The following is a 19,086-nucleotide window of genomic DNA, read 5'->3' as shown; positions in this document are numbered from 1 at the left end:
CTTAAAATTACTATTTAGCCAACTGCATGTTATGCTCATAACATACAGTTATGGTTTTCTTGCAAGTTGTATGTCTATTGTATCGTATACAGTAATAATACCGCCATTATCATTAATCGCTTCTCTTATTTCATCAAAGAACTTCATTCTTGTTGTTTCTTCCATAGCAATGTGGTCTGAATAGGTACCTAATAATAATGTATATTCATCAGCTGTAAAGGTTCTTGTTCTATGATAAAGCTTATAACTTATATCTATAAATCCATATTTATAAGCTATATCCGCTATATTTTTGGCATTTTCCTCGCTATATTCATCTCCAGCTAATGAACCTGGCATATACTTTGCATATATATTTTCAAATGCAATATGTATGTTATTATTTTTCTTGTCTTTGCATGGGTGATTCGCAAATCGTGCAAAAACGCCACCGCTTTTTAGCATATCAAATACTTTGGTATATCCTATATCTTCAGGAATCCAATGAAAAGCTGTTGCTGAAAAGATCAGGTCAAATGAATTAGGAGGACACTCAAAATCTTGAAATGCCAAATTTTTAACATTAAATTTATCATAATTTTTAAATTTATGTTTTGAAAATTCCGCCAACTGGTCACCTAACTCAATTACAGTTAAACTACAACCTGTTTCAAGTATTGGCAATGTTGCTTGTCCAGTCCCCATTCCAACCTCAAGCACATTGCTTGATGAATTTATTTCTTTTACATCAAAAATATCATCATATAGTTCTTTAACATAAGCAGGACGCCACTTGTCGTATTCAGTGTAAACAGAGTTAAATGTGGTTTCTAAACCTTTAATTATTTACATTTTTTACCCCTCCCATTATATAAATAATCGCTAATCCAAATTAGAAATAGGTTTGTGGTATTGGAATTTCACAATCACTTTTTATAAGGGAATAATTTTGTTTATCTGCTTCAAATTTTGTCCGTTCATTTTTCCCTAAAATAACCATAAAACCTAAGCAATTTTCTCTCGCATATAATGCACAAAGCGTTTTTCCATCTCTACGATATTTGTACTCATATTTCCACGCTTTGCCTCCATTATTAAATAAATGTTCCATGTCATATTTTTTCTCGATCATATCACATAATGCTGTCCAAACTTCAAATAATGTTTTCCCAATTAAAGCAATCAAATCCTCGCTTGTAGGTACTTTATCTAACATCTTTAAGTCTCCCTTCAAATTTTCTTGCACTTAAAAAATTACTTGTTTTTTATTATAACATATTTTGTAAACACCACATTATTTATAATACAGTTTTTTTATGCACAAAAATAGTCTTAACCAAGTAATATTAATGGCTAAGACTATAAATCTCATATTTATTTGTGGTACTGTTCTCCGTATCAATTATAAGCGAGGTTTTTACAATAACTACTAGTCATTGATTACATAGTTAACATAAATTACAGTTTTATATCCAAGACCCCTTACTTCTTTCACATATTTTAATCAAATACGAAGGAAAGCCTCAATTATTGAAATATCCTTGTATCTAGTCGTGGTGAAGTATGCTTCAATAAAACCTAAAATCTCTCTCTGCAAGCTTCCCTATGTATTGGAGTTCTGAATGCTTGCAATATCGTTTTATCCCATTTTCCCAAAGATCAGCCCTTTTCTCTGGGCGATATCCACATATAGTAAAATAATGTGAAAATCAAAATATCAGTTGAATCATAAACATATATGAAATGGTTCCCACTGCAATTGAAATTAACATCTGTTTTTTCCATAAATGGATTAATACAACCCCTACTATTGAAATAAGCTTTGGGATGCCATGATTTCCTATAAGCAAATTAACATCTTTTAGGCAATAAATCACTAACATTCCTAATACTGCAGAAGGTAATACTTTTCCAAGATACTTCACATATTCAGGTGTTGGTTTATTTGATGGAAATATTATAAATGGAAGAAATCGTGTTATTACCGTTCCTAATATAACCATACCAATTATAATAATTCGCTGCGTTAAAGTCATTATCATTCAAATCCACCCGCTTTCTCTAAATGTCTTTTAAGTAAAGTAAGTATACCAATAATCATTATCATAGATGGAATAATAAAATTGTCTCCTCCAAAGAGAATAAGACACAATAGTGAAATTCCTACCCCTAGCAATGCACTATGATGTATTGTCTCCTTATTCCATTGTTCTAGAAAAATTACAATAAAAAGTGCAGTCATTACAAATTCAAGACCATTTGTATTGAATTTTACTAATCCTCCAAAAATGCCACCAATTGTAGCTCCGAAAACCCAATAAAAATGATTAAGCAAAGTAACAAAAAACATAAACCAGCCCTTGTCCACATCATCAGGAATATCTGCTGTGCAATTTATAGAAAAGGATTCATCACACATACCAAAAATTAAATAATATTTTTTCATTCCAGTTCCCTTATACTTGTCTAACATTGAAATTCCATAAAATAAATGTCGCGCATTTATCATTAACGTTAATATGAGTGCTCCTAATGGTTGGAAAGCACCAAGCAACAGATTGACAGCCACAAATTCTACAGAACCTGCAAAAATGGTGAAACTCATAAGTATTGGATATATGGCACTAAAGCCTGATACGTTCATATAGATTCCATAAGCTATCCCTAAAAATAAAAATCCTGCAAAAATAGGAATAGTATGTGGAAACGCTACATAAAAAGCTTTCTTAATTTCATTTCTTTTTTCCATCCTTTATATACACCCCCTATAGTCAATAAAATTTTATCATTGTAAATCCATACAATCAACGATATAATCGTATGGATTACAATTTTATGAGGGTATGATGACTGATAATTTCCATGGTTCATTAGTATGATAGTGAATTTTAATAAGTTCTTCATCACCTACAGCAAGTAAACAATCCCCTTTAAAATTATTAGTAAAATAGTCATTAATCACATCTTCATCAAGGTTTTCTCCCTCAATTAGTAACTGCGTATCATATCTATATTCCAACATAATATTTTCATCCTTTCAAATTTTTGTATACTTTATTATAAACTCATCAATAAATTACTATTTATAATAGTTAACCTTAAATTGAAATTTAAGTTGTACAATGCCTATAATCTCCACCAAAGAGTTTCTAATTCTTTATCCTTTTTGAATCCACAACGCTCTAAAATTCTTTGAGATGCAAAACCATCTAAATCAGTCTCTGCAATCACATTTCTAACTCCTTTTTGTTTTAATGCCCACTCACACATTGCTTTTACAGCTTCTGTCATATAACCATTGTGCTCAAATTGTTTGCCTAAGCCATATCCAATCTCAACTTCACCCTTTTCATTAGGAATATCTTTAAAATCCGCTGAACCTACTACAACCCTATCATCCTTGCGAATCAAGAAAAAAAAGCTATGCCATAAATAATTGTTAGGGTCTTTTTGGGTTATTTCATACTGTCCCTTTACTATTTCAAGAAAAAATCCTTCCATTGATTCTGCCTTATAGGAACAGTCTAATTCCTTTTCAAGTTCAGGAATATTTTCAATCCATAATTTTAATTGATTAAGAGTTAGAGGTATAAGTTCCAATCGTTCAGTTTGTATTATCATTTTGTTTCCTCCATTAAATAAAAATCTTTCTGTAAAACAGCTCCATAAATTGCTACTTAGATTTATGCCAATTATAAAAATCTTTCAGCTCTGCTTTTCGTTCCTGTTGTAAAGCTGTTTTCTTAATGCCTTGAATTGCACCTTCCAGTGCTAACAGTCTATGAATACAGGCAGAAGTATCAATTTCTTGTATTTTTAGCCATGCTTGTTCTGCTCCAATATCTTTTAATTCATCATAGGTAAATATACCTACTTTATTCAACTGTCTTTCAACTTCTTTTCCGATATTAGGTAGTTTTGATAATTCTCCCATAATAATCCTCCCAAAAATTACCATTTATTTTTCAAATATCGCATTAGATTACTATTGAAAATTAATTATAGCATATTACCAAAGGAAAATATGGGAAAGTTATAATTTTCAGTCAGTAGACCAGTATAAAGATAGAGTATAATAAAAAGAAAAATAAGTAGGTATTTTAAAGATTGTGATTTGAAAGCGGCTAGGAGGTTTCATAGAGATAATAGGCTTGTAGTGAAGAAATTAACGTGGAGAGAATAATGATATACAAATGTGTGTCAAGACCTCCTTTCTTTTCGTAATATAGTTGAATTGCGACATAAAAACACCCCAAAATTCAATTTATGAATAATGCGGTGTTCAGATAAATTATTTGTTTTTCATTTGTGGCATTAAATAAGAAATATCTGACAGAACTAAAGCTAAAATTATGTTACCTCACTCTACAAATTGGGATTTATCTTTTTCCAACTTTATCATCTCCGAGTGCAATAAAACCTGCTGTAACAGCAAGTGCAAACATTATATCATGTTCGCCAAGCGGATTTGTTACAATGGAATATACCAAAAACGCTGTACAAATTAACAATACAGCCAATATAATACCACGCAAAATTTTTCTGCTTTTAGACATATTTATAACCTCCCCCAATTGTAAATTAACCTCTTTTACTAATAACATATTTTGTAAATGCACCATTATGGTATAATTCTAGGGTACAATTTCATAGTTAAATGCAAGAGCTGTCAATTCCATCGAAAATAAATTTATCTTGATCTTCATCATAAAAAAAATGAACTTCAAGTCCTAAATAATCATCAATAGGCATTCGTTTTGAATTTGGATGAAATCCTAAAAAACGTGTCATAACACTTAGATAATCAAAATCCTCAAAATAAATATCTCCAATATACCACTCACCAGTCATTTCACAATTTCGAGGAAACATATCAATGCTATCATTACAAACATTTTCATCGTTCACATAATCAGTTATTTCACTAACTATATTTTTAAAAATTTCATCATTATGCTTTTCAAATAATGTTTTAAGTGATAAATCTCCGAATATCATGCGTGGTTGTAGCTTATTTTCATAAGTCACATGCACATTATTTGTATTAACATTTGGTAAAAAAATCTGTTTTAACTCTAGACTCATAGTAGTTACCTCCTGTTATATAAATAATTCCAATCCAAATTACTATTTGCCGGTTTTATATTATTTTCATAATCCCATTTTTCCATTCTACTGAATAGCAATATATAAATAACAATGTGGTTTTCCATCTTTCGTATATTCACCAGGAACAGTGCTCTCATAATCCTCTGTAAAGGCTCTCTTTATATGCCCTGATTTTTGATCAAACCATACTTTTTCCCATGCCTTTTTTGTACATACACCTATTTCTCCGTTTTCGTCTTTTTCATCATATTTTTTATACAAGCCTTTACTTACTGCTATTTCCATTGTTTGAAAAAAGTCAGCTGTCACAGACATTATGGTAAGATCATAATCTCCTCTTTCATCGCTGGAATAGTTACTGTATTTTGAAACTGGAGAAACACCTTGTTGAAACACATGCTCACTATCAAAAAGAAGGGGTAGTTTTCCACTAGCAATATCTTGCCAAATTTCATCAATTATTTTTATTCCTTCTTCGGAATTATTCGTTCTTATTGTTACTTCTTTCAATTTATAACCCATAGTTTTACTTCTCTCCTTATATATTTAATTGAGTTGTTTATATTGTTCACATACCGCATTAAGTTACTATTGTAAATTAATTATAACATATTACTAAAAGGAAATATTGTAAGTCTATACATTAATTATTACAACAAGAATACTTTGTAAAACCTTCTCTTAAATAAAAACGTAACACACGATTATGCTTATAATCTCCACCAAAGAGTTTCTAACTCTTTACGTAAACCATAACCAATCTCAACTTCACCATTTTCATTAGGAATATCTTTAAAATCCGCTGAACCTACTACAACCCTATCATCCTTGCGAATGAAGAAAAAAAAGCTATGCCATAAATAATTGTTAGGGTCTTTTTGGGTTATTTCATACTGTCACTTTACTATTTGGCTGTGTTTACTAAAAACTAGAAATTAACCTCTTTTACTAATTTCATCTATTATTAATGATTTTGAGATATACATCGCTTTTATTATGTTCTTAAAGCGGGTGTGATGAGAGGTTCCCTCCGCAAATTTTAACTGTGCTTTTTCACATTTGCTGATAATTGAAGATACGGGTCGTAGTGCCTCTATCAATTCTTCTTTTGTATATTTGTCCATAACATTTTCATCTATTATTAATGATTTTGAAATATACATTGCTTTTATCCTATTCTTAAGGAGTGTGTGATGAGAGGTTCCCTCCGCAAATTTTAATTGCATTTTTTCACATTTACTGATAGTTGAAGATACAACTTGTAGTGCTTCTACCAATTCTTCTCTTGTATATTTGTCCATAGCATTTCACCTCAAATTTACAAAATATGTTATACTAAAAAATTACTTATTTTTTAGTATAACATATTTTGTAGATGCACCATTACTTATGAGACAATTCTTTGTATCAACTACAAATGAGGTTTTTACCATTTTATTCTTGTGTATATATTCTACATAATTATGGTATAATTCTAGGGTACAATTTCAGGCAGGATTATTTTTACTAGCACTACTAACATTTATAGTGTTACTTATTGATAAAATGTCAAAAAAATAGTAGCCCCAGGTCGAATTGGTTAGCTACTAATTTTTTTATTATAAATATTATAGTGATACCAGTTGCCTAAGCAACTAGAATTGTATATAAGTAGAGTGTTGACGCACTCTACTTTTTTATTATCTACATTTCTTATTTATATTATATCAAATTTTTATTAAAAATAAACCTCTATGTTTTTTATTTTTAAATTTTTATTATCATTTCACAAATACTCTTCCTTTAATATTTCACTAATTTTCTCAGCACTTTCATCAACAAATTTATCCATATCCTCTTCTTTTAAATATGTATATTGTTATCTCTTTTAGTACTATAAAAACCTGTTATAAATTGGAATTCATCAAACACATTAAAACTTATTAACCTTTAAGTCCTCTTGATTGACGTTCCATATCTTCTACTACAATATCATATATTTCTCCTAAAGAAGCACAGTATTTCAATACTTCCCAAGGTTCATTAGTATGATAGTGAATTTTAATAAGTTCTTCATCACCTACAGCAAGTAAGCAATCTCCTTTAAAATTATTAGTAAAATAGTCATTAATTACATCTTCATCAAGGTTCTTCCCCTCAATCAGTAACTGCGTATCATATCTATATTCCAACATAATATTTTCATCCTCTCAATTTTTTATATGCTTATCTAAAAATTACTATTTATAATGCTTAACTTAAATTAGCATTTAGTTTATTTATTAACCCATTTTTTACATTGTTGGATTTTTAGTCTCTGGGTCAAAAATTTTTTTTAATTGTTTCATATAATGAAATACATTTTGCATATCTTCCATTCCACATAAATTCATTGTAATATCTATACGTCTTAAATTAATCAATAACCTTATTAAAATCTCCACCAACTAATTTGTTGTACTTAAATTTTTTTCTCCATAAGATAAAATTTTCCCTTTCTCCAATGGGCAAATCCTACTTTTGAATATCCTAACTTTTCATATAATTTCACAGCATATGGATTTAACGTAAATGCATCTAATCTAATTGTATCTATTCCCATTTTTCCAATCTCATTTTCTATGTGTAGCATTGTTAATGTTCCAATTCTTTTATTTTGAAATATCGGATTGACACATAATCTATGAATCACATAATATGTAGAATTAGGATATTTCCATGTACCATTAACATATTGCTCATCACATTGTTGATTTAGCACATAGGCAGATACAACTGTAGTTTCAGCTAACCCTATATATAATTGCTTCTTTACTATATCATCTTCAAGTATATTCCTATCTGGATATATATTGTCCCATTGGTTAATACCATTTTTATTCATTTCATTAATAGCACCTGTAAACATATCCATAACATTATCTAAATCTTCTTTTTGTGCTAGCCTAAATCCCAATTCTATCATTAATAATCACTCCTACAAATTATTTGCTATTTATCTTTCACTAAAAAATTACTTATTCTTATTTATCTTCATATAATCCGTACAATCTTGAAATAAAAAGTATAGCATATTCACACATTTTTCAATGTATAAATCCACATCTTTTATTTCATCATTGTATATAAGCTTATGACATAGATCATCAATTATGAAAAATGAGTAATGAAAAAATATGTTTTTCTCCTCTTCTCCTTTAAAAGGTATAGATAAAAATTTAAAAATATCTGCTATATTTTCATCTCTACGCTTCTTCTGTTCCTTTCTTACCATAGCTATATCCTCATCTAAAAGTGTTAATGCCTCCATTTCATCGTGAAAGATTTTAGAAAAGTCATGATTTTTTATCATCATTTTTATAAATATCCTAAAAAGTTGTTTTGCCTCTTCAGCATTATTAAGTTGTTTATCAACATTCTCCATCCAAAAATCATGAGTCGGATGTATAAATTTTTCATTAAGCCTTTCAATTACCTTAATATAAATATCCTTCTTATCTTCAAAATAGGCATATACAGATCCAGTAGCAACATCTGCTTCTTTAGATATATCCGCTGTAGTTGTATTGTAATAACCCTTTTCATTGAATAATTTATAAGCTGCTTCTAATATTCTATTATACTTTTCTAAAGCTCTTTTTTGAGTTGGTATCCTTGTTTTTCGTTCCATTTTCATCACCTACTCTAATAATAAAATATAAAAAAATATAAGTCAATGAAATATGAAATTGATTTCATGTATTGACATTTAAATTTTTCCCATATAAAATATGAATATGAAATTAGTTTCATGTTTAAATAATAATATTAATTTTGGAGGGTATTATGAATAAAAAACAAAAAGTATTAGCATTTATATCTCTAGCAATTGCTTGCTTCTTAACAGTATTAGACTCAACTATAGTTAATGTATCTTTGCCATCCATGGCTCGTTATTTTAAAACCGATATAACAGGAATATCTTGGGTGAGTATAGCTTACTTAATTCCTTTCTCTGCACTATTAATAAATTTTTCTAAAATTGCAGACATTTATGGAAGGAAGAAACTATTTATAATAGGTCTTTTAGTTTTTGGCTCTTCATCAATATTTTGCGGACTTTCAACCTCTCTTTCTATGATTATAATTTTTAGAATTATGCAAGGTATAGGAGCTGCGATTCTTACTCCACTATCCATTCCTTTAGGTATAGAATTATTCGGCAAAGATGCTCTATCAAAGCTAGGTATATTAATTGGCATGATAATCTCTATAGCAGCAGCTTCTGGTCCTGTTATAGGTGGAATTTTAAATGAAACCTTTGGTTTTAAGGCAATATTTTATGTAAATACTCCTTTTATTATTATTTCCACATTCTTTGGAGCAAAGTATGTTAAGGAATGCTATGATAAAACACTAGAAAAGAAAATAGATTTTATTGGTTCTGCATTATTAGCTTATGGAATTGGAGCCCTAACCTTCTTACTTGTTAAAGGCAATTACTATGGTTGGGGAAGTAAAAAAATAGTTGTATTAGTAATAACTTCAACAATTTCAATTGCTGCTTTTATAATACATGAAGTTAAGTCAAAAAATCCAATGATAGAATTTAAGTTATTTAAAACTAAAAGTTATACCTCTTCTATAGTTATAATTGGAACAATTTTCTTTGCTTATATGCCTATCTCATATTTAATGAATTTTTATCTAGAAACCCAGTTATGTTATTCAGTATTAAAATCTGGAATGATACTAGGTATAGTAAGCTGCATCTCCTTTATTACTTCACCTATTTTTGGAATTATATCTCAAAAATATGGTGCCAGAGTTATTTCACTATTAGCTGTAATTTTTGTATCTCTTGGTGACTTTATTTTTGTATTTATGAATAATTCAAATAATACAAAGATATTTTATTTTGCATTTATTCTAGTAGGACTTGGACTTGGTTCAACTTCTCCTTTATATAAGAGTGCATTTGAAGAAATCTCACCAGATAAAAATGGTATTGCATCAGGAATACTAAACAGCTTTAGGCAATTAACTGCCTGCTTGGCAATAGCTTTAGTTTCAACTCTAAGCAATCATTATACTACTCAAGCTATAGACAATACAAAAGTCAGAATCATAAATTCTGTTAATAATAATGCAGTGCTTGAACAACAAGTTAAATCTATCATATGTGATACAATAAAGACTTCAAACACTAGCAAAAATACCCCCTTTACGCGAGATATGATTGATAAATTAATTAAAACTCAGGAAAACACAGTATTAGCAACTGTTCCTGATAATATGAAACCATCTGTAAAAGAAAAGTTCAATATACAAGTAAAAGAGGTATATAATATACTAGATGAAGTAACTGCAATAAAAAATGATGAACTCAATAAAGTTTATAATAAGTGCTTCCTTTTTACATCAATTATTGCAATTCTAGGTCTAATAGCAGTACCTTTTAATAAAAAAAATGAAGCCGAATTAGAAAAAGTTAAAGCAGTAGTATAGATGAAGAATAAAAATGTGTTATACTAAATACTCTTCTGCATTTATATATTAGTTTGGTTAAATTTGCTTCATATAAAGGATAACGACTTCTAAGCAGTAAAACTCCTTAGAAGTCTATTAATAAGCTTCAGTGGAGGTAAAAACTTCCACTGAAACCAAGAACTCTGTTTATTTAAAAAACTCTTTTGCTTTTTCTTTAAAGGATTTATTTGTACAATCTTTTTCACACATTTCCAACGTTTGCTTTGCAATATTCATATTTCGCTCACCATAATCACTGATCACATCTTCCGAACCTGTTATTACCACCATGACTTTTGTTTCATAATCACCAACCTCTGTCAGTTTAATATAATATGGAACATATCCTCCCCCATGATACATAAATGACACGATGTTTACTCCTCCATAGGGTGAAGTAACACCAAAATAAATTTTCACTCTATTCCCTTCTACAGTTCTCAAATCTTCTGTATGCTCAATTTCCCACTTAAGACCTGCAAAATTGGCTTTTAGTTGCTTTTCAACATCATTTAAGGATTTATATATAGTAACTTCCATGATTTTAGCCATCTTCATTTAAATTCACCACTCTCAAAATTTTTATCTCCATTATATTTTAACATAATTATCCTAATTATCGATTAATTCCTATAAATTTCTCCAACCACAGAACTGCCCTACTTTAATAAAATATTTCTATGCCGCTAACGCGTATTTACGTAATACTATATTTACTATTGAATTGGAAATCTATAGCTTCATGGAGAATAAATTTTCGTGTATTCTTCACTCTAGAAGTAGGAATTTGAAAGCTACTAGTTATACTCATATTATTGGATATACAACCTTAAATTCTTCACAAATCACAAGCATATCTTCTGTAAAATTTTGGCCAATATCTTTTAGCTCCATGGAGAAAATTTCAGAATGACATTTTCTCCAAGATGTAAGCGTACGGTCAAACTCACCTTCTTTATATGCATGTTCCTCCTTCACTTGATTGAAAGATATTATATATACTTTTGTCGTTTCCGTGATACAAAGAGCTTCACCTTTTGTATTTAATATCAAATTATATCCTCCGACTGGTGGTAATGGAGCATTTTCTGCAACGTAACAAGGATACGCACTAGCTGTTGCAGTTTTAATTCCCTTTAATACTAATTTAGCCAATAAATCTGACATCTCAGGAGTATTTCCACCAAATGACCATGCCTCGTAATTTTTAGCATTCTTATTAATTTTTATATATTCATTCCACATTTGTATTTCAGTCATTTTCTTTCTCCTTACATTATGAAATTTTCAATATTATTACTTAAAAAATCGTAATAAACTAAAACTTTCTTAAGTGTTTCATCAGTAATATCAATTGTCCTAACAGTATCATCTTTTGCTAATGCAATTATTTTTTCTAATTCAAGTTCATTAATTATTTCTACTTTGTTCTCCTCCTCTATTCAGGGTAATACCTTACCGTTATATCAATATTTTCTCTTTCAAACAATCTAGTTAATTGATCCATAGCTTTTTCTTCTGAGACTAACCACTCCACTTTATACCCTGCTGTTTTAGCTGAACCAATTTGTCTCATCGCTTCTTGTATAACCTTATTCTGTGCAAATTTGGGCAAATCTTCTACATGGTAAAATGATTTTTATTTAATTATTAGCTTGCCGTCTTGTACTATATCCCTAGCTAAGTTTTCAAATTGCACATATCCACCGTTAGGATGTGGCAAATAAAAACTTTCATTATTAGGATTTATTTTTAATTCAAAATCATCTACCCTTGTATTTTTCTGAGGTATTCTTTTTTCCTAAAATCCCTTGCCAAATGGTCTTGCTTCTATGTCATTAATTGCCCATTTTATTTTAGTTGTATATTTAGCATCAGCCGCCCCCTTAGTCGCACTACCTCTACCTTTAATAATTTTAGCTTTACCTTTCCACTTTATAGGCGAAACGGAAACAGTCCCTGTTAATACCACTGGTTCATTAGTATAAACAAGTCTATAACCATATAATTTATTGCTAATCACTCCACCATCTTTTGTTACTATATAATCATTAGGAAGTTCTATTCCATTAAATGTAGGTGGAAGACATTCTATTAAATTGTAAATATAAGTATATCCATCTTTTTTATAAACAGAGTTCTTAGGAGTTTTACTCCTTAGAACTCGTTATCCAGGGACATAGCCACTCTTTACTCCAACTTTGAAAAAGATGGGAGTATTAGAGTGGGTAGTCATCGGATAAACTATCTGCTTAGGCAAATTAGATATCTCATTTGGAAAATATGTCTTAAGTCCTACATCAATTCCTAAAACATTACATTTAATGTATTTCCGTGCTTCTTCATATGTAAATATAGTTTCTTTTATTTTCTTATATTCATCTTGGCCTAAAACAATTTTCCTTTTTATAAGTGTCATATTAACTTATAAACGCAAAAAAATATTACTGAAAGTCATAACTTTCAGTAATATTTTAATAAAGCAATTATATAATCTCACCTAAAATCCTACCATTTATGGTAAAGTAAACATAACATCATAAGGATCTTTATTTTCAAAGAATTCAAAATATAAATCTCTTATCTCTTTTGAATTTAAATCTACATTTTTTAATAACAACTCACCTAAATGTTCTAAAATTTTTCCTTCTTTTTCAGTAAATATATTTTTCTCAATTAGATATTTAGTAGCACCTGGTGTATTCCATCCCCAATCTTCAATTGAATTAGTAAGCTCTGAGTACTGAGTCGAGATACAATTTATACATTCATATTTTGAACACAAAGGATGAACTATTAGTATAAATGTAGATATAATATTTGAACGATAATATACTCTTTGTGCAATTTTAACTTCTTCATATATTTCACTAAATTGTTGTAGTATGTTTTCATCATTATACTCTATCAAAAATATAAGTATTTTTATTGCAATTTTTTTATCTAATTTTTTCAATAGTTGATGAATTATTTTATTTTTTTCTATACCTAAGTCAATAAAGCACTTAAGACAAGCCTCTATATCTTTAATATTAATATTAATTTTATTTTCAGCAAGTGCATCTATATATTTATCAAGCAACTTTTCATTATCATCAAATAATAATTCTTCTTCATCTACATCATATTGACAACATAAATAATTTACTATAATTTCAATAAGTATAATTTTAGTTAAACTATTCTTTACTATAGGCAATATATTAACTAACTTATTAATTGATTCACTTTTTATATACTCTAAATAATTATATTTTTTTACTAATATTAATGAATCATAAAATATATACCACTCTTCTTCAGAATAATTATTAACTGTATAATTTATTAAATCTTCTATTATATTCATTTAATTCTTCACTCCTTATTAATGTTGCTGAATTATTTTCCATTCTATACCATCCCCAACTTCCTTATAAAGTAATCTCATTATATTTGATGAACTTGAAAAAGAAGAAAGATCTAGTGAAGTCCATCCTGCAAAATTATCTCCTCCAGTAATTCTTCTATCAGTTAAAGCATGTTCTCTATATTGTGCTAATCTATTAGCTGCAGCACTATCCCCATTTCTTCTAACAATAAGATCATTTAAATGCTGATTAGCTAATTTCTTCTCTTCACGCGTTAATAGCTGATTAGGCCTATTTCTTGGATCTGCACTCTTGCTTCTAGGAATTTTTTCGTTAAGAGCGCCTCTAGGATTAGGTATTTTGTCATGTTCTATTCCCAGTAACTTTTCTGGTGGAATAATCTCAGCTTCTGCCACTCCCTTGGCATAAACACCAAAGCCCCATATTTATCCTGTAGCTCCCTATTCTCTTTTTAAAAATTACTGTCTTGCCGATACTTGAACTTTCCCTTGATTATTTTCCAATTATACCATATTGTCCACATTGGTTGGTAGCTGTGGCACTCTATATTCTGTCTTATTTTTAAGCATTCCATATACTATGTTAACAAGCCTTCTCATTATACAAACCAGTGCTTGTGGCTTTGTTTTGCCTTCTCCTATTTTTCTTTGGAAGTATTCATGAAATACTGGTTTTGTACCATTAGTGCAATACTTTGATACCTTTTTCATTATATTTAGTATCAATATCTAAAACTAACCACCCACTCTTTTTTCCTGTTGGAATACCAATATTGGCACTAGGATATTTACTCCACCATTTTGTAATTATTGCTTTGTCAGTAGTTGCTATCTTGCTCCATCCACTAAAGATAGGATGCTTGCCTTTACTGGAGCATTTACTACCATTTCTACAGGTGCAAGAACCATCTTCCTTAATATCATGCAGTGGCATTACTGGTATTTTTATATCTGCATATCTTAAAGCCATATCTAAAATATCATTGTCCACTCATATTCCTCCTTTCCTTGCTCACTTTTGAGAAACCAATATACCTTTTACTCATTTTTGAGTAAAATAAAAAGCCTAACAAACAATCTCTTTAAAAGATTATCTGCTAGGCTCGGCGGTAGCTCGTAATTATTCGGCTCCTTTTGGCTCTATGCTCTCTATTCATTTTTAACCTACCTTATTAACTGAAAATCTATAATTTAGTTCTTTTAAGTTACTCCTAATAGGAATTTCATTTAATCTTATAATATTTCTACATCTAGGACACTTTATAGTGCCAACAACATATTCTGCATCAAGAAGTCTTTGGTTACAATGTGGACATCTTATAGTTTTTTCTTTATTACTTTTCTCCATCATCTTCACCTTCCCAAAATGTAATTCCTTCATTTAAACTTTTTTCTCCATCTTTGGCTTATAACCATACTTTGGTTTAAATTCCTCATAAAATGCTTTATCTTCTCCTCTTAATTCTATGCCATGATTAATATCCTCTTGAAGTAATCTAAATCTTTCTTTAGTTTCTTCCTCAAATGTCATTTTATAAATCATTTCATAAAGTTCCTTTGTAGTAACAACACCATCTTCATTATAAGCAAATTCTAATAATAAATCTTTGTTAGTTCCCCAAACAGCTTTCTTAGCATTATCTTGTGCCCATCTTTTGATAATGGTATTTTGGATTGCTAAGTGCATTGGTACTCTTACATTTTCACTGTATTTTTCTAACTTTTTATAAAATGTAGTGTCAAAGTTCACCATCATAGTTATTGCCCTTACAATCATTTCATTTCTTGATATACCAAGAGCCTTTGCTGTTTCATCCATTAAAGATACTTCTGGACACTCCTTGGTTAATCTGATGTTTATAATATCTGCCATATGAATATGACCTCCTTTATGTTTTCTTAATTATATTATATACTTATTTAGATTATTTGTAAATACATATGTGTAGTTTTTGTATGTAGAGTATGAGAATAAAAAGAAACCCAGCAGTAACCATTGTTAGTGATGTGCTGGGAAATCAATATGTTTATTTTACACTACCTTTACCTCCAAAAAAGCAAATCCTAATAAATTATTACTCACTATAATATCCTTTACTCTTTCTGAAACAAATACCGGAATTGTATCTCCTTTTAATTTGAAAATATGATGGTTTTGTATCCTTTCTTTTTTTAGAGCATATTTTTCAACTGAAATTATTTTTTCATCACCTAATTCAAAAATATCATATTTAGAGTTTTCTAAATCTAAAGCTTCTAAAACATTGATAACATTGGCAACCTTATAAGTATCATTAGTATCATTAGTTTGCTTATTTATTATTTTAATATCTAAATATTGTATTGAATTACATTCTATTTTATCTATTACATTTCTAAATTTTTGTGATACTACTAGCCACCTATTATCAGTTGCAAGATAATCTGTTAACATATTACCATCATCTTTAGTATAATAGAATTTTATATCATTATCCCAACTTTCTAAATGCTCTCCTTTAAACATATCATAGTTATATTTTTCTGCTACCTCATTTGCTGTAACAATTATATAATCATCATCATTTTCATAGTCATATGATAAAAGATAGTATTTCATATTACTTTTCCTCCAATTCTATTTCCAATAATCCTTTGTTAACATATCTGGATTATTCATAACCTTATTTTTTAGCTGTTCATATAATTTAAGAAATTTATCTTTATCTCCCCTAGCAATGTTATCATATTTAGTCATTTCACGTAATACATATTCATGATATGCATATGGATGTCTACCTTGATGTGGCATTAATTGCTTATTCCATACATCGTCTAAGTCCAATCCATATTTATTTGCAACATTCTCAAATTGTTGTGTATATTTTTTACTCTTATTTGTAGCAAAGTGATGGACTTGATTAGGTTTAGTGTTACCCACTCCCTTAGTCGCACTACCTCTACCTTTAATAATTTTAGCTTTACCTTTCCACTTTATAGGCGAAACGGAAACAGTCCCTGTTAGTACCACTGGTTCATTAGTATAAACAAGTTTATAACCATATAATTTATTGCTAATCACTCCACCATCTTTTGTTACTATATCATCATTAGGAAGTTCTACCCCATAAAATGTAGGTGGAGGACATTGTATTAAATCGTAAATATAAGTATATCCATCTTTTTTATAGACTATTTGCTTAGGCAAATTAGATATCTCATTTGGAAAATATGTCTTAAATCCTACATCAATTCCTAAAACATTACATTTAATGTATTTCCATGCTTCTTCATATGTAAATATAGTTTCTTTTATTTTCTTATATTCATCTTCTCCTAAAACAATTTTTGCATATTGTAGTATTTGCTTTTCTTCTGCTGTTAATTCTCCTGGATTTTTTAACATTAATTGTCTTACTTCACTTTTATCTACTTGTCCATTTTCTGAAATAATAGAAACATCTCTAAACTTAGATATTCCTTCAGTTACTCCAGATATTTTTGAAAATACAGAACATATATTGTCTTCCATAGCTCTTACGCCACTACAATATACGTTAAATGAATTATTAAACTCTGTCAAACTCATTGTTTGATCTCTAAGTGAGTTTTCTGCATTTAAAACATCCCCTGTAATGGGGAATGATGTAAAAGTTAGACTATTTACCAAACTTAGTATTTCTTCAAATTTAGAATTCATCCTTCTATAATAATCGTTTGTACATTCATTAACATTATTATTTATTGGAAATTGCCCTCCATATTGAAGTGAAATAACTCCCATATCGTCACTTGTAAGGGCTGCTCCTCCACTCCTCTTTATACAGTTTTCAAAATCCTCGCTACGCTTTTTTAATTGAACTGCTTTTGGTTTTTCATCATTTTCTAAAGCACTTTTCATATATTTTATATCTTCTTCTAGCTTTGTATAGAATTCCTGCTTTTTCATATGATTTTCTAAAAATTTATCTTTTGCTTCACCTGACCATCCTAAGTCAGTAAGTTCTTTAACTGCTTTATTAATATTTTCTTTTTGTTCTGATAGTATCTTTGTAAAGTTTTCATATTCATTTATTGTATTAGTTAATTCACCAATGTCTAACTGAAAATCCATCCATATTCTCCTATATACTGATTTGCTTTATTGCATGTCAATATTAATACAATTGACAATATATATGTATTTTTTACATTAATATTAATATTCTTCCTTTATTTTAATAATTTTGTATATGAGTGTCAAGTTTGGTTTATTGTAAAACTATTCTGAATTAGCTAACATTAATAACATAATACACCGCATAATTCAATTCATGAATAATGCGATGTTTAGATAAATTGTTTGTTTTTTCAGTTGTGACGTTAAATAAAAACATTGTGCATTAGTACCCACATTCTTCATTGACTATAACCAATTTAATTCTGTTACTATCGGATTGACCTTCAATTATAGAAAGGCTATTACAAACCCTTTCATTTGATAAACAATCTACACATTTATTTAGTGCTACACATGGTGGATTACTGAATAAATGATACTTCTTGGGGTAGTTTGCCTATTTTTTTATAATCTACATAGATATGACGTATTATATGTATAGCTAAATAATCAAATTTCATTTCATACCTATAAAATGCATTCTTGCACTCCTTTATTATTTTAATTCGGCCTTCATCGACAGCCTTACCCCATTCCTCTTCATTAAGAACGTTTTTCTCAATAGAGATTAATCCATCATATAAAAGGCAGCCTTCCTCCTCATTTGGTAGATTCCAATTTGCTCCTGAATATTCATATATTAAATAGCCATCACTTTCTTCTTTATATCTGGCATAGCCTTCAAATCCTAAACTCATTTATACCCCCTATAAATAAATTGGAATTTATCAAACACATTAAAACTTATTAACCTTTAAGTCCTCTTGATTGACGTTCCATATCTTCTACTACAATATCATATATTTCTCCTAAAGAAGCACAGTATTTCAATACTTCCCAAGGTTCATTAGTATGATAGTGAATTTTAATAAGTTCTTCATCACCTACAGCAAGTAAGCAATCTCCTTTAAAATTATTAGTAAAATAGTCATTAATTACATCTTCATCAAGGTTCTTATACATATTAACTTTCACACTAATTTTCGTTACAAAATCACTACTG

Annotated in this window: 27 protein-coding genes and 5 pseudogenes; 2 read left to right on the top strand and 30 right to left on the bottom strand. The window is 29.2% G+C overall.

Annotation, left to right across the window (positions count from 1 at the left end; all coding sequences use genetic code 11):
• Window positions 1-48: 48 nt before the first annotated feature.
• The 13 genes and pseudogenes from J2Z24_RS09595 to J2Z24_RS09545 form a co-directional block, all read right to left on the bottom strand.
• Window positions 49-822 (bottom strand): class I SAM-dependent methyltransferase, encoded by a 774-nt coding sequence (locus tag J2Z24_RS09595; protein ID WP_242990830.1) that lies wholly within the window; start codon window positions 820-822, stop codon window positions 49-51.
• A gap of 49 nt (window positions 823-871) precedes the next feature.
• Window positions 872-1,195: a DUF3788 family protein gene (locus tag J2Z24_RS09590; RefSeq protein WP_085059157.1), complete on the bottom strand. Its 324-nt coding sequence runs from the start codon at window positions 1,193-1,195 to the stop codon at window positions 872-874.
• Between the two features lie 358 nt (window positions 1,196-1,553).
• Window positions 1,554-1,673 (bottom strand): annotated as a pseudogene (locus J2Z24_RS21380) (flavodoxin family protein); the annotation flags it as partial.
• A gap of 15 nt (window positions 1,674-1,688) precedes the next feature.
• On the bottom strand, window positions 1,689-2,021 hold the full coding sequence (locus tag J2Z24_RS09585) for a branched-chain amino acid transporter permease (RefSeq protein WP_035151234.1): 333 nt from the start codon (window positions 2,019-2,021) through the stop codon (window positions 1,689-1,691).
• Window positions 2,018-2,728 (bottom strand): azaleucine resistance protein AzlC, encoded by a 711-nt coding sequence (gene azlC / locus J2Z24_RS09580; protein WP_035151231.1) that lies wholly within the window; start codon window positions 2,726-2,728, stop codon window positions 2,018-2,020. Before azlC ends, J2Z24_RS09585 begins: the two co-directional genes overlap by 4 nt.
• Before the next feature lie 105 nt (window positions 2,729-2,833).
• Window positions 2,834-3,001, bottom strand: a pseudogene (locus J2Z24_RS09575) (fatty acid kinase subunit FakA-related protein); the annotation flags it as partial.
• A gap of 104 nt (window positions 3,002-3,105) precedes the next feature.
• Window positions 3,106-3,600 carry a GNAT family N-acetyltransferase gene (locus J2Z24_RS09570; RefSeq protein ID WP_035151228.1) on the bottom strand — a complete coding sequence of 165 codons (495 nt, stop codon included), beginning with the start codon at window positions 3,598-3,600 and terminating at the stop codon, window positions 3,106-3,108.
• A 52-nt stretch (window positions 3,601-3,652) separates the two neighbouring features.
• Window positions 3,653-3,913, bottom strand: a complete 261-nt coding sequence (locus J2Z24_RS09565) for a TfoX/Sxy family protein (RefSeq protein ID WP_035151226.1) — start codon at window positions 3,911-3,913, stop codon at window positions 3,653-3,655.
• A 445-nt stretch (window positions 3,914-4,358) separates the two neighbouring features.
• Window positions 4,359-4,535: a hypothetical protein gene (locus J2Z24_RS09560; protein WP_169735837.1), complete on the bottom strand. Its 177-nt coding sequence runs from the start codon at window positions 4,533-4,535 to the stop codon at window positions 4,359-4,361.
• Window positions 4,536-4,632: 97 nt separating this feature from the next.
• Window positions 4,633-5,064: a hypothetical protein gene (locus tag J2Z24_RS09555; protein WP_035151224.1), complete on the bottom strand. Its 432-nt coding sequence runs from the start codon at window positions 5,062-5,064 to the stop codon at window positions 4,633-4,635.
• Between the two features lie 87 nt (window positions 5,065-5,151).
• Complete coding sequence (locus J2Z24_RS09550) at window positions 5,152-5,610, bottom strand: hypothetical protein (RefSeq protein WP_035151222.1); 459 nt, start codon at window positions 5,608-5,610, stop codon at window positions 5,152-5,154.
• A gap of 209 nt (window positions 5,611-5,819) precedes the next feature.
• A pseudogene (locus J2Z24_RS21375) lies at window positions 5,820-5,984 on the bottom strand (GNAT family N-acetyltransferase); the annotation flags it as partial.
• A 39-nt stretch (window positions 5,985-6,023) separates the two neighbouring features.
• Window positions 6,024-6,389, bottom strand: coding sequence for a hypothetical protein (locus J2Z24_RS09545; protein ID WP_035151219.1), 366 nt, complete (start codon window positions 6,387-6,389; stop codon window positions 6,024-6,026).
• Window positions 6,390-6,579: 190 nt separating this feature from the next.
• On the opposite strand from J2Z24_RS09545, the pseudogene J2Z24_RS21930 reads away from it, so the two are divergent.
• A pseudogene (locus J2Z24_RS21930) lies at window positions 6,580-6,648 on the top strand (putative holin-like toxin); the annotation flags it as partial.
• Window positions 6,649-7,010: 362 nt separating this feature from the next.
• Here J2Z24_RS21930 and J2Z24_RS09540 read toward each other — a convergent pair.
• The 3 genes from J2Z24_RS09540 to J2Z24_RS09530 form a co-directional block, all read right to left on the bottom strand.
• Window positions 7,011-7,262 carry a fatty acid kinase subunit FakA-related protein gene (locus J2Z24_RS09540; RefSeq protein ID WP_035152622.1) on the bottom strand — a complete coding sequence of 84 codons (252 nt, stop codon included), beginning with the start codon at window positions 7,260-7,262 and terminating at the stop codon, window positions 7,011-7,013.
• Window positions 7,263-7,528: 266 nt separating this feature from the next.
• A complete protein-coding gene (locus J2Z24_RS09535; protein WP_035152625.1) occupies window positions 7,529-8,032 on the bottom strand; it encodes a GNAT family N-acetyltransferase in 504 nt (167 codons plus the stop codon).
• A gap of 48 nt (window positions 8,033-8,080) precedes the next feature.
• The gene (locus J2Z24_RS09530) at window positions 8,081-8,737 is read right to left on the bottom strand and encodes a TetR/AcrR family transcriptional regulator (RefSeq protein WP_027625656.1); all 657 of its coding nucleotides are present in this window, start codon (window positions 8,735-8,737) and stop codon (window positions 8,081-8,083) included.
• Between the two features lie 155 nt (window positions 8,738-8,892).
• On the opposite strand from J2Z24_RS09530, the gene J2Z24_RS09525 reads away from it, so the two are divergent.
• Window positions 8,893-10,554 (top strand): MFS transporter, encoded by a 1,662-nt coding sequence (locus J2Z24_RS09525; protein WP_035152631.1) that lies wholly within the window; start codon window positions 8,893-8,895, stop codon window positions 10,552-10,554.
• Between the two features lie 168 nt (window positions 10,555-10,722).
• Here the strand turns inward: J2Z24_RS09525 and J2Z24_RS09520 are convergent, their stop codons facing one another.
• The 14 genes and pseudogenes from J2Z24_RS09520 to J2Z24_RS21370 all read right to left on the bottom strand — a co-directional run.
• Window positions 10,723-11,133 (bottom strand): hypothetical protein, encoded by a 411-nt coding sequence (locus tag J2Z24_RS09520; protein WP_035152634.1) that lies wholly within the window; start codon window positions 11,131-11,133, stop codon window positions 10,723-10,725.
• 249 nt (window positions 11,134-11,382) lie between these two features.
• Window positions 11,383-11,835: an ASCH domain-containing protein gene (locus tag J2Z24_RS09515; protein WP_035152637.1), complete on the bottom strand. Its 453-nt coding sequence runs from the start codon at window positions 11,833-11,835 to the stop codon at window positions 11,383-11,385.
• 541 nt (window positions 11,836-12,376) lie between these two features.
• Window positions 12,377-12,598: a hypothetical protein gene (locus J2Z24_RS09510; protein WP_035153299.1), complete on the bottom strand. Its 222-nt coding sequence runs from the start codon at window positions 12,596-12,598 to the stop codon at window positions 12,377-12,379.
• Window positions 12,599-12,742: 144 nt separating this feature from the next.
• On the bottom strand, window positions 12,743-12,994 hold the full coding sequence (locus tag J2Z24_RS09505) for a hypothetical protein (protein WP_035152585.1): 252 nt from the start codon (window positions 12,992-12,994) through the stop codon (window positions 12,743-12,745).
• 96 nt (window positions 12,995-13,090) lie between these two features.
• Window positions 13,091-13,924, bottom strand: coding sequence for a hypothetical protein (locus J2Z24_RS09500; protein WP_035152588.1), 834 nt, complete (start codon window positions 13,922-13,924; stop codon window positions 13,091-13,093).
• Between the two features lie 18 nt (window positions 13,925-13,942).
• Window positions 13,943-14,341 carry a hypothetical protein gene (locus tag J2Z24_RS09495; protein WP_035152590.1) on the bottom strand — a complete coding sequence of 133 codons (399 nt, stop codon included), beginning with the start codon at window positions 14,339-14,341 and terminating at the stop codon, window positions 13,943-13,945.
• A 108-nt stretch (window positions 14,342-14,449) separates the two neighbouring features.
• Window positions 14,450-14,656, bottom strand: a complete 207-nt coding sequence (locus J2Z24_RS09490) for a hypothetical protein (RefSeq protein WP_035152592.1) — start codon at window positions 14,654-14,656, stop codon at window positions 14,450-14,452.
• Window positions 14,628-14,936, bottom strand: coding sequence for a bifunctional DNA primase/polymerase (locus J2Z24_RS09485; RefSeq protein ID WP_051593454.1), 309 nt, complete (start codon window positions 14,934-14,936; stop codon window positions 14,628-14,630). Before J2Z24_RS09485 ends, J2Z24_RS09490 begins: the two co-directional genes overlap by 29 nt.
• A gap of 168 nt (window positions 14,937-15,104) precedes the next feature.
• Entirely contained in the window at window positions 15,105-15,326 is a 222-nt protein-coding gene (locus tag J2Z24_RS09480) for a Com family DNA-binding transcriptional regulator (RefSeq protein ID WP_035152594.1), read from the bottom strand.
• Window positions 15,327-15,818: a hypothetical protein gene (locus J2Z24_RS09475; protein ID WP_035152598.1), complete on the bottom strand. Its 492-nt coding sequence runs from the start codon at window positions 15,816-15,818 to the stop codon at window positions 15,327-15,329. It lies immediately after the preceding gene.
• Window positions 15,819-15,977: 159 nt separating this feature from the next.
• The gene (locus tag J2Z24_RS09470) at window positions 15,978-16,544 is read right to left on the bottom strand and encodes an imm11 family protein (RefSeq protein WP_035152601.1); all 567 of its coding nucleotides are present in this window, start codon (window positions 16,542-16,544) and stop codon (window positions 15,978-15,980) included.
• 18 nt (window positions 16,545-16,562) lie between these two features.
• A complete protein-coding gene (locus tag J2Z24_RS09465) occupies window positions 16,563-18,038 on the bottom strand; it encodes an AHH domain-containing protein (RefSeq protein WP_207657987.1) in 1,476 nt (491 codons plus the stop codon).
• 407 nt (window positions 18,039-18,445) lie between these two features.
• Entirely contained in the window at window positions 18,446-18,781 is a 336-nt protein-coding gene (locus tag J2Z24_RS09460; RefSeq protein ID WP_035152620.1) for a hypothetical protein, read from the bottom strand.
• 49 nt (window positions 18,782-18,830) lie between these two features.
• Window positions 18,831-19,064 (bottom strand): annotated as a pseudogene (locus J2Z24_RS21370) (fatty acid kinase subunit FakA-related protein); the annotation flags it as partial.
• Between the last annotated feature and the right edge of the window lie 22 nt (window positions 19,065-19,086).

It is taken from the genome of Clostridium tetanomorphum, from assembly GCF_017873215.1.
Lineage (GTDB): Bacteria > Bacillota > Clostridia > Clostridiales > Clostridiaceae > Clostridium_AO > Clostridium_AO tetanomorphum.
The sequence above is the reverse complement of the archived record's forward strand: the minus strand, read 5'-3'. Positions and strand labels throughout refer to the sequence as shown.

What these genes read in the sequence shown, in the direction of transcription:
- J2Z24_RS09555 (WP_035151224.1), bottom strand. Translation starts at nt 5,064, where the DNA reads ATGAGTCTAGAGTTAAAACAGATTTTTTTACCAAATGTTAATACAAAT.
- J2Z24_RS09545 (WP_035151219.1), bottom strand. Translation starts at nt 6,389, where the DNA reads ATGGACAAATATACAAGAGAAGAATTGGTAGAAGCACTACAAGTTGTA.
- J2Z24_RS09565 (WP_035151226.1), bottom strand. Translation starts at nt 3,913, where the DNA reads ATGGGAGAATTATCAAAACTACCTAATATCGGAAAAGAAGTTGAAAGA.
- J2Z24_RS09500 (WP_035152588.1), bottom strand. Translation starts at nt 13,924, where the DNA reads ATGAATATAATAGAAGATTTAATAAATTATACAGTTAATAATTATTCT.
- J2Z24_RS09520 (WP_035152634.1), bottom strand. Translation starts at nt 11,133, where the DNA reads ATGAAGATGGCTAAAATCATGGAAGTTACTATATATAAATCCTTAAAT.
- J2Z24_RS09570 (WP_035151228.1), bottom strand. Translation starts at nt 3,600, where the DNA reads ATGATAATACAAACTGAACGATTGGAACTTATACCTCTAACTCTTAAT.
- J2Z24_RS09530 (WP_027625656.1), bottom strand. Translation starts at nt 8,737, where the DNA reads ATGGAACGAAAAACAAGGATACCAACTCAAAAAAGAGCTTTAGAAAAG.
- J2Z24_RS09525 (WP_035152631.1), top strand. Translation starts at nt 8,893, where the DNA reads ATGAATAAAAAACAAAAAGTATTAGCATTTATATCTCTAGCAATTGCT.
- J2Z24_RS09470 (WP_035152601.1), bottom strand. Translation starts at nt 16,544, where the DNA reads ATGAAATACTATCTTTTATCATATGACTATGAAAATGATGATGATTAT.
- J2Z24_RS09480 (WP_035152594.1), bottom strand. Translation starts at nt 15,326, where the DNA reads ATGAAGGAATTACATTTTGGGAAGGTGAAGATGATGGAGAAAAGTAAT.
- J2Z24_RS09535 (WP_035152625.1), bottom strand. Translation starts at nt 8,032, where the DNA reads ATGATAGAATTGGGATTTAGGCTAGCACAAAAAGAAGATTTAGATAAT.
- J2Z24_RS09515 (WP_035152637.1), bottom strand. Translation starts at nt 11,835, where the DNA reads ATGACTGAAATACAAATGTGGAATGAATATATAAAAATTAATAAGAAT.
- J2Z24_RS09465 (WP_207657987.1), bottom strand. Translation starts at nt 18,038, where the DNA reads ATGGATTTTCAGTTAGACATTGGTGAATTAACTAATACAATAAATGAA.
- J2Z24_RS09460 (WP_035152620.1), bottom strand. Translation starts at nt 18,781, where the DNA reads ATGAGTTTAGGATTTGAAGGCTATGCCAGATATAAAGAAGAAAGTGAT.
- J2Z24_RS09505 (WP_035152585.1), bottom strand. Translation starts at nt 12,994, where the DNA reads ATGACACTTATAAAAAGGAAAATTGTTTTAGGCCAAGATGAATATAAG.
- J2Z24_RS09590 (WP_085059157.1), bottom strand. Translation starts at nt 1,195, where the DNA reads ATGTTAGATAAAGTACCTACAAGCGAGGATTTGATTGCTTTAATTGGG.
- J2Z24_RS09540 (WP_035152622.1), bottom strand. Translation starts at nt 7,262, where the DNA reads ATGTTGGAATATAGATATGATACGCAGTTACTGATTGAGGGGAAGAAC.
- J2Z24_RS09585 (WP_035151234.1), bottom strand. Translation starts at nt 2,021, where the DNA reads ATGATAATGACTTTAACGCAGCGAATTATTATAATTGGTATGGTTATA.
- azlC (WP_035151231.1), bottom strand. Translation starts at nt 2,728, where the DNA reads ATGGAAAAAAGAAATGAAATTAAGAAAGCTTTTTATGTAGCGTTTCCA.
- J2Z24_RS09475 (WP_035152598.1), bottom strand. Translation starts at nt 15,818, where the DNA reads ATGGCAGATATTATAAACATCAGATTAACCAAGGAGTGTCCAGAAGTA.
- J2Z24_RS09550 (WP_035151222.1), bottom strand. Translation starts at nt 5,610, where the DNA reads ATGGGTTATAAATTGAAAGAAGTAACAATAAGAACGAATAATTCCGAA.
- J2Z24_RS09560 (WP_169735837.1), bottom strand. Translation starts at nt 4,535, where the DNA reads ATGTCTAAAAGCAGAAAAATTTTGCGTGGTATTATATTGGCTGTATTG.
- J2Z24_RS09490 (WP_035152592.1), bottom strand. Translation starts at nt 14,656, where the DNA reads ATGAAAAAGGTATCAAAGTATTGCACTAATGGTACAAAACCAGTATTT.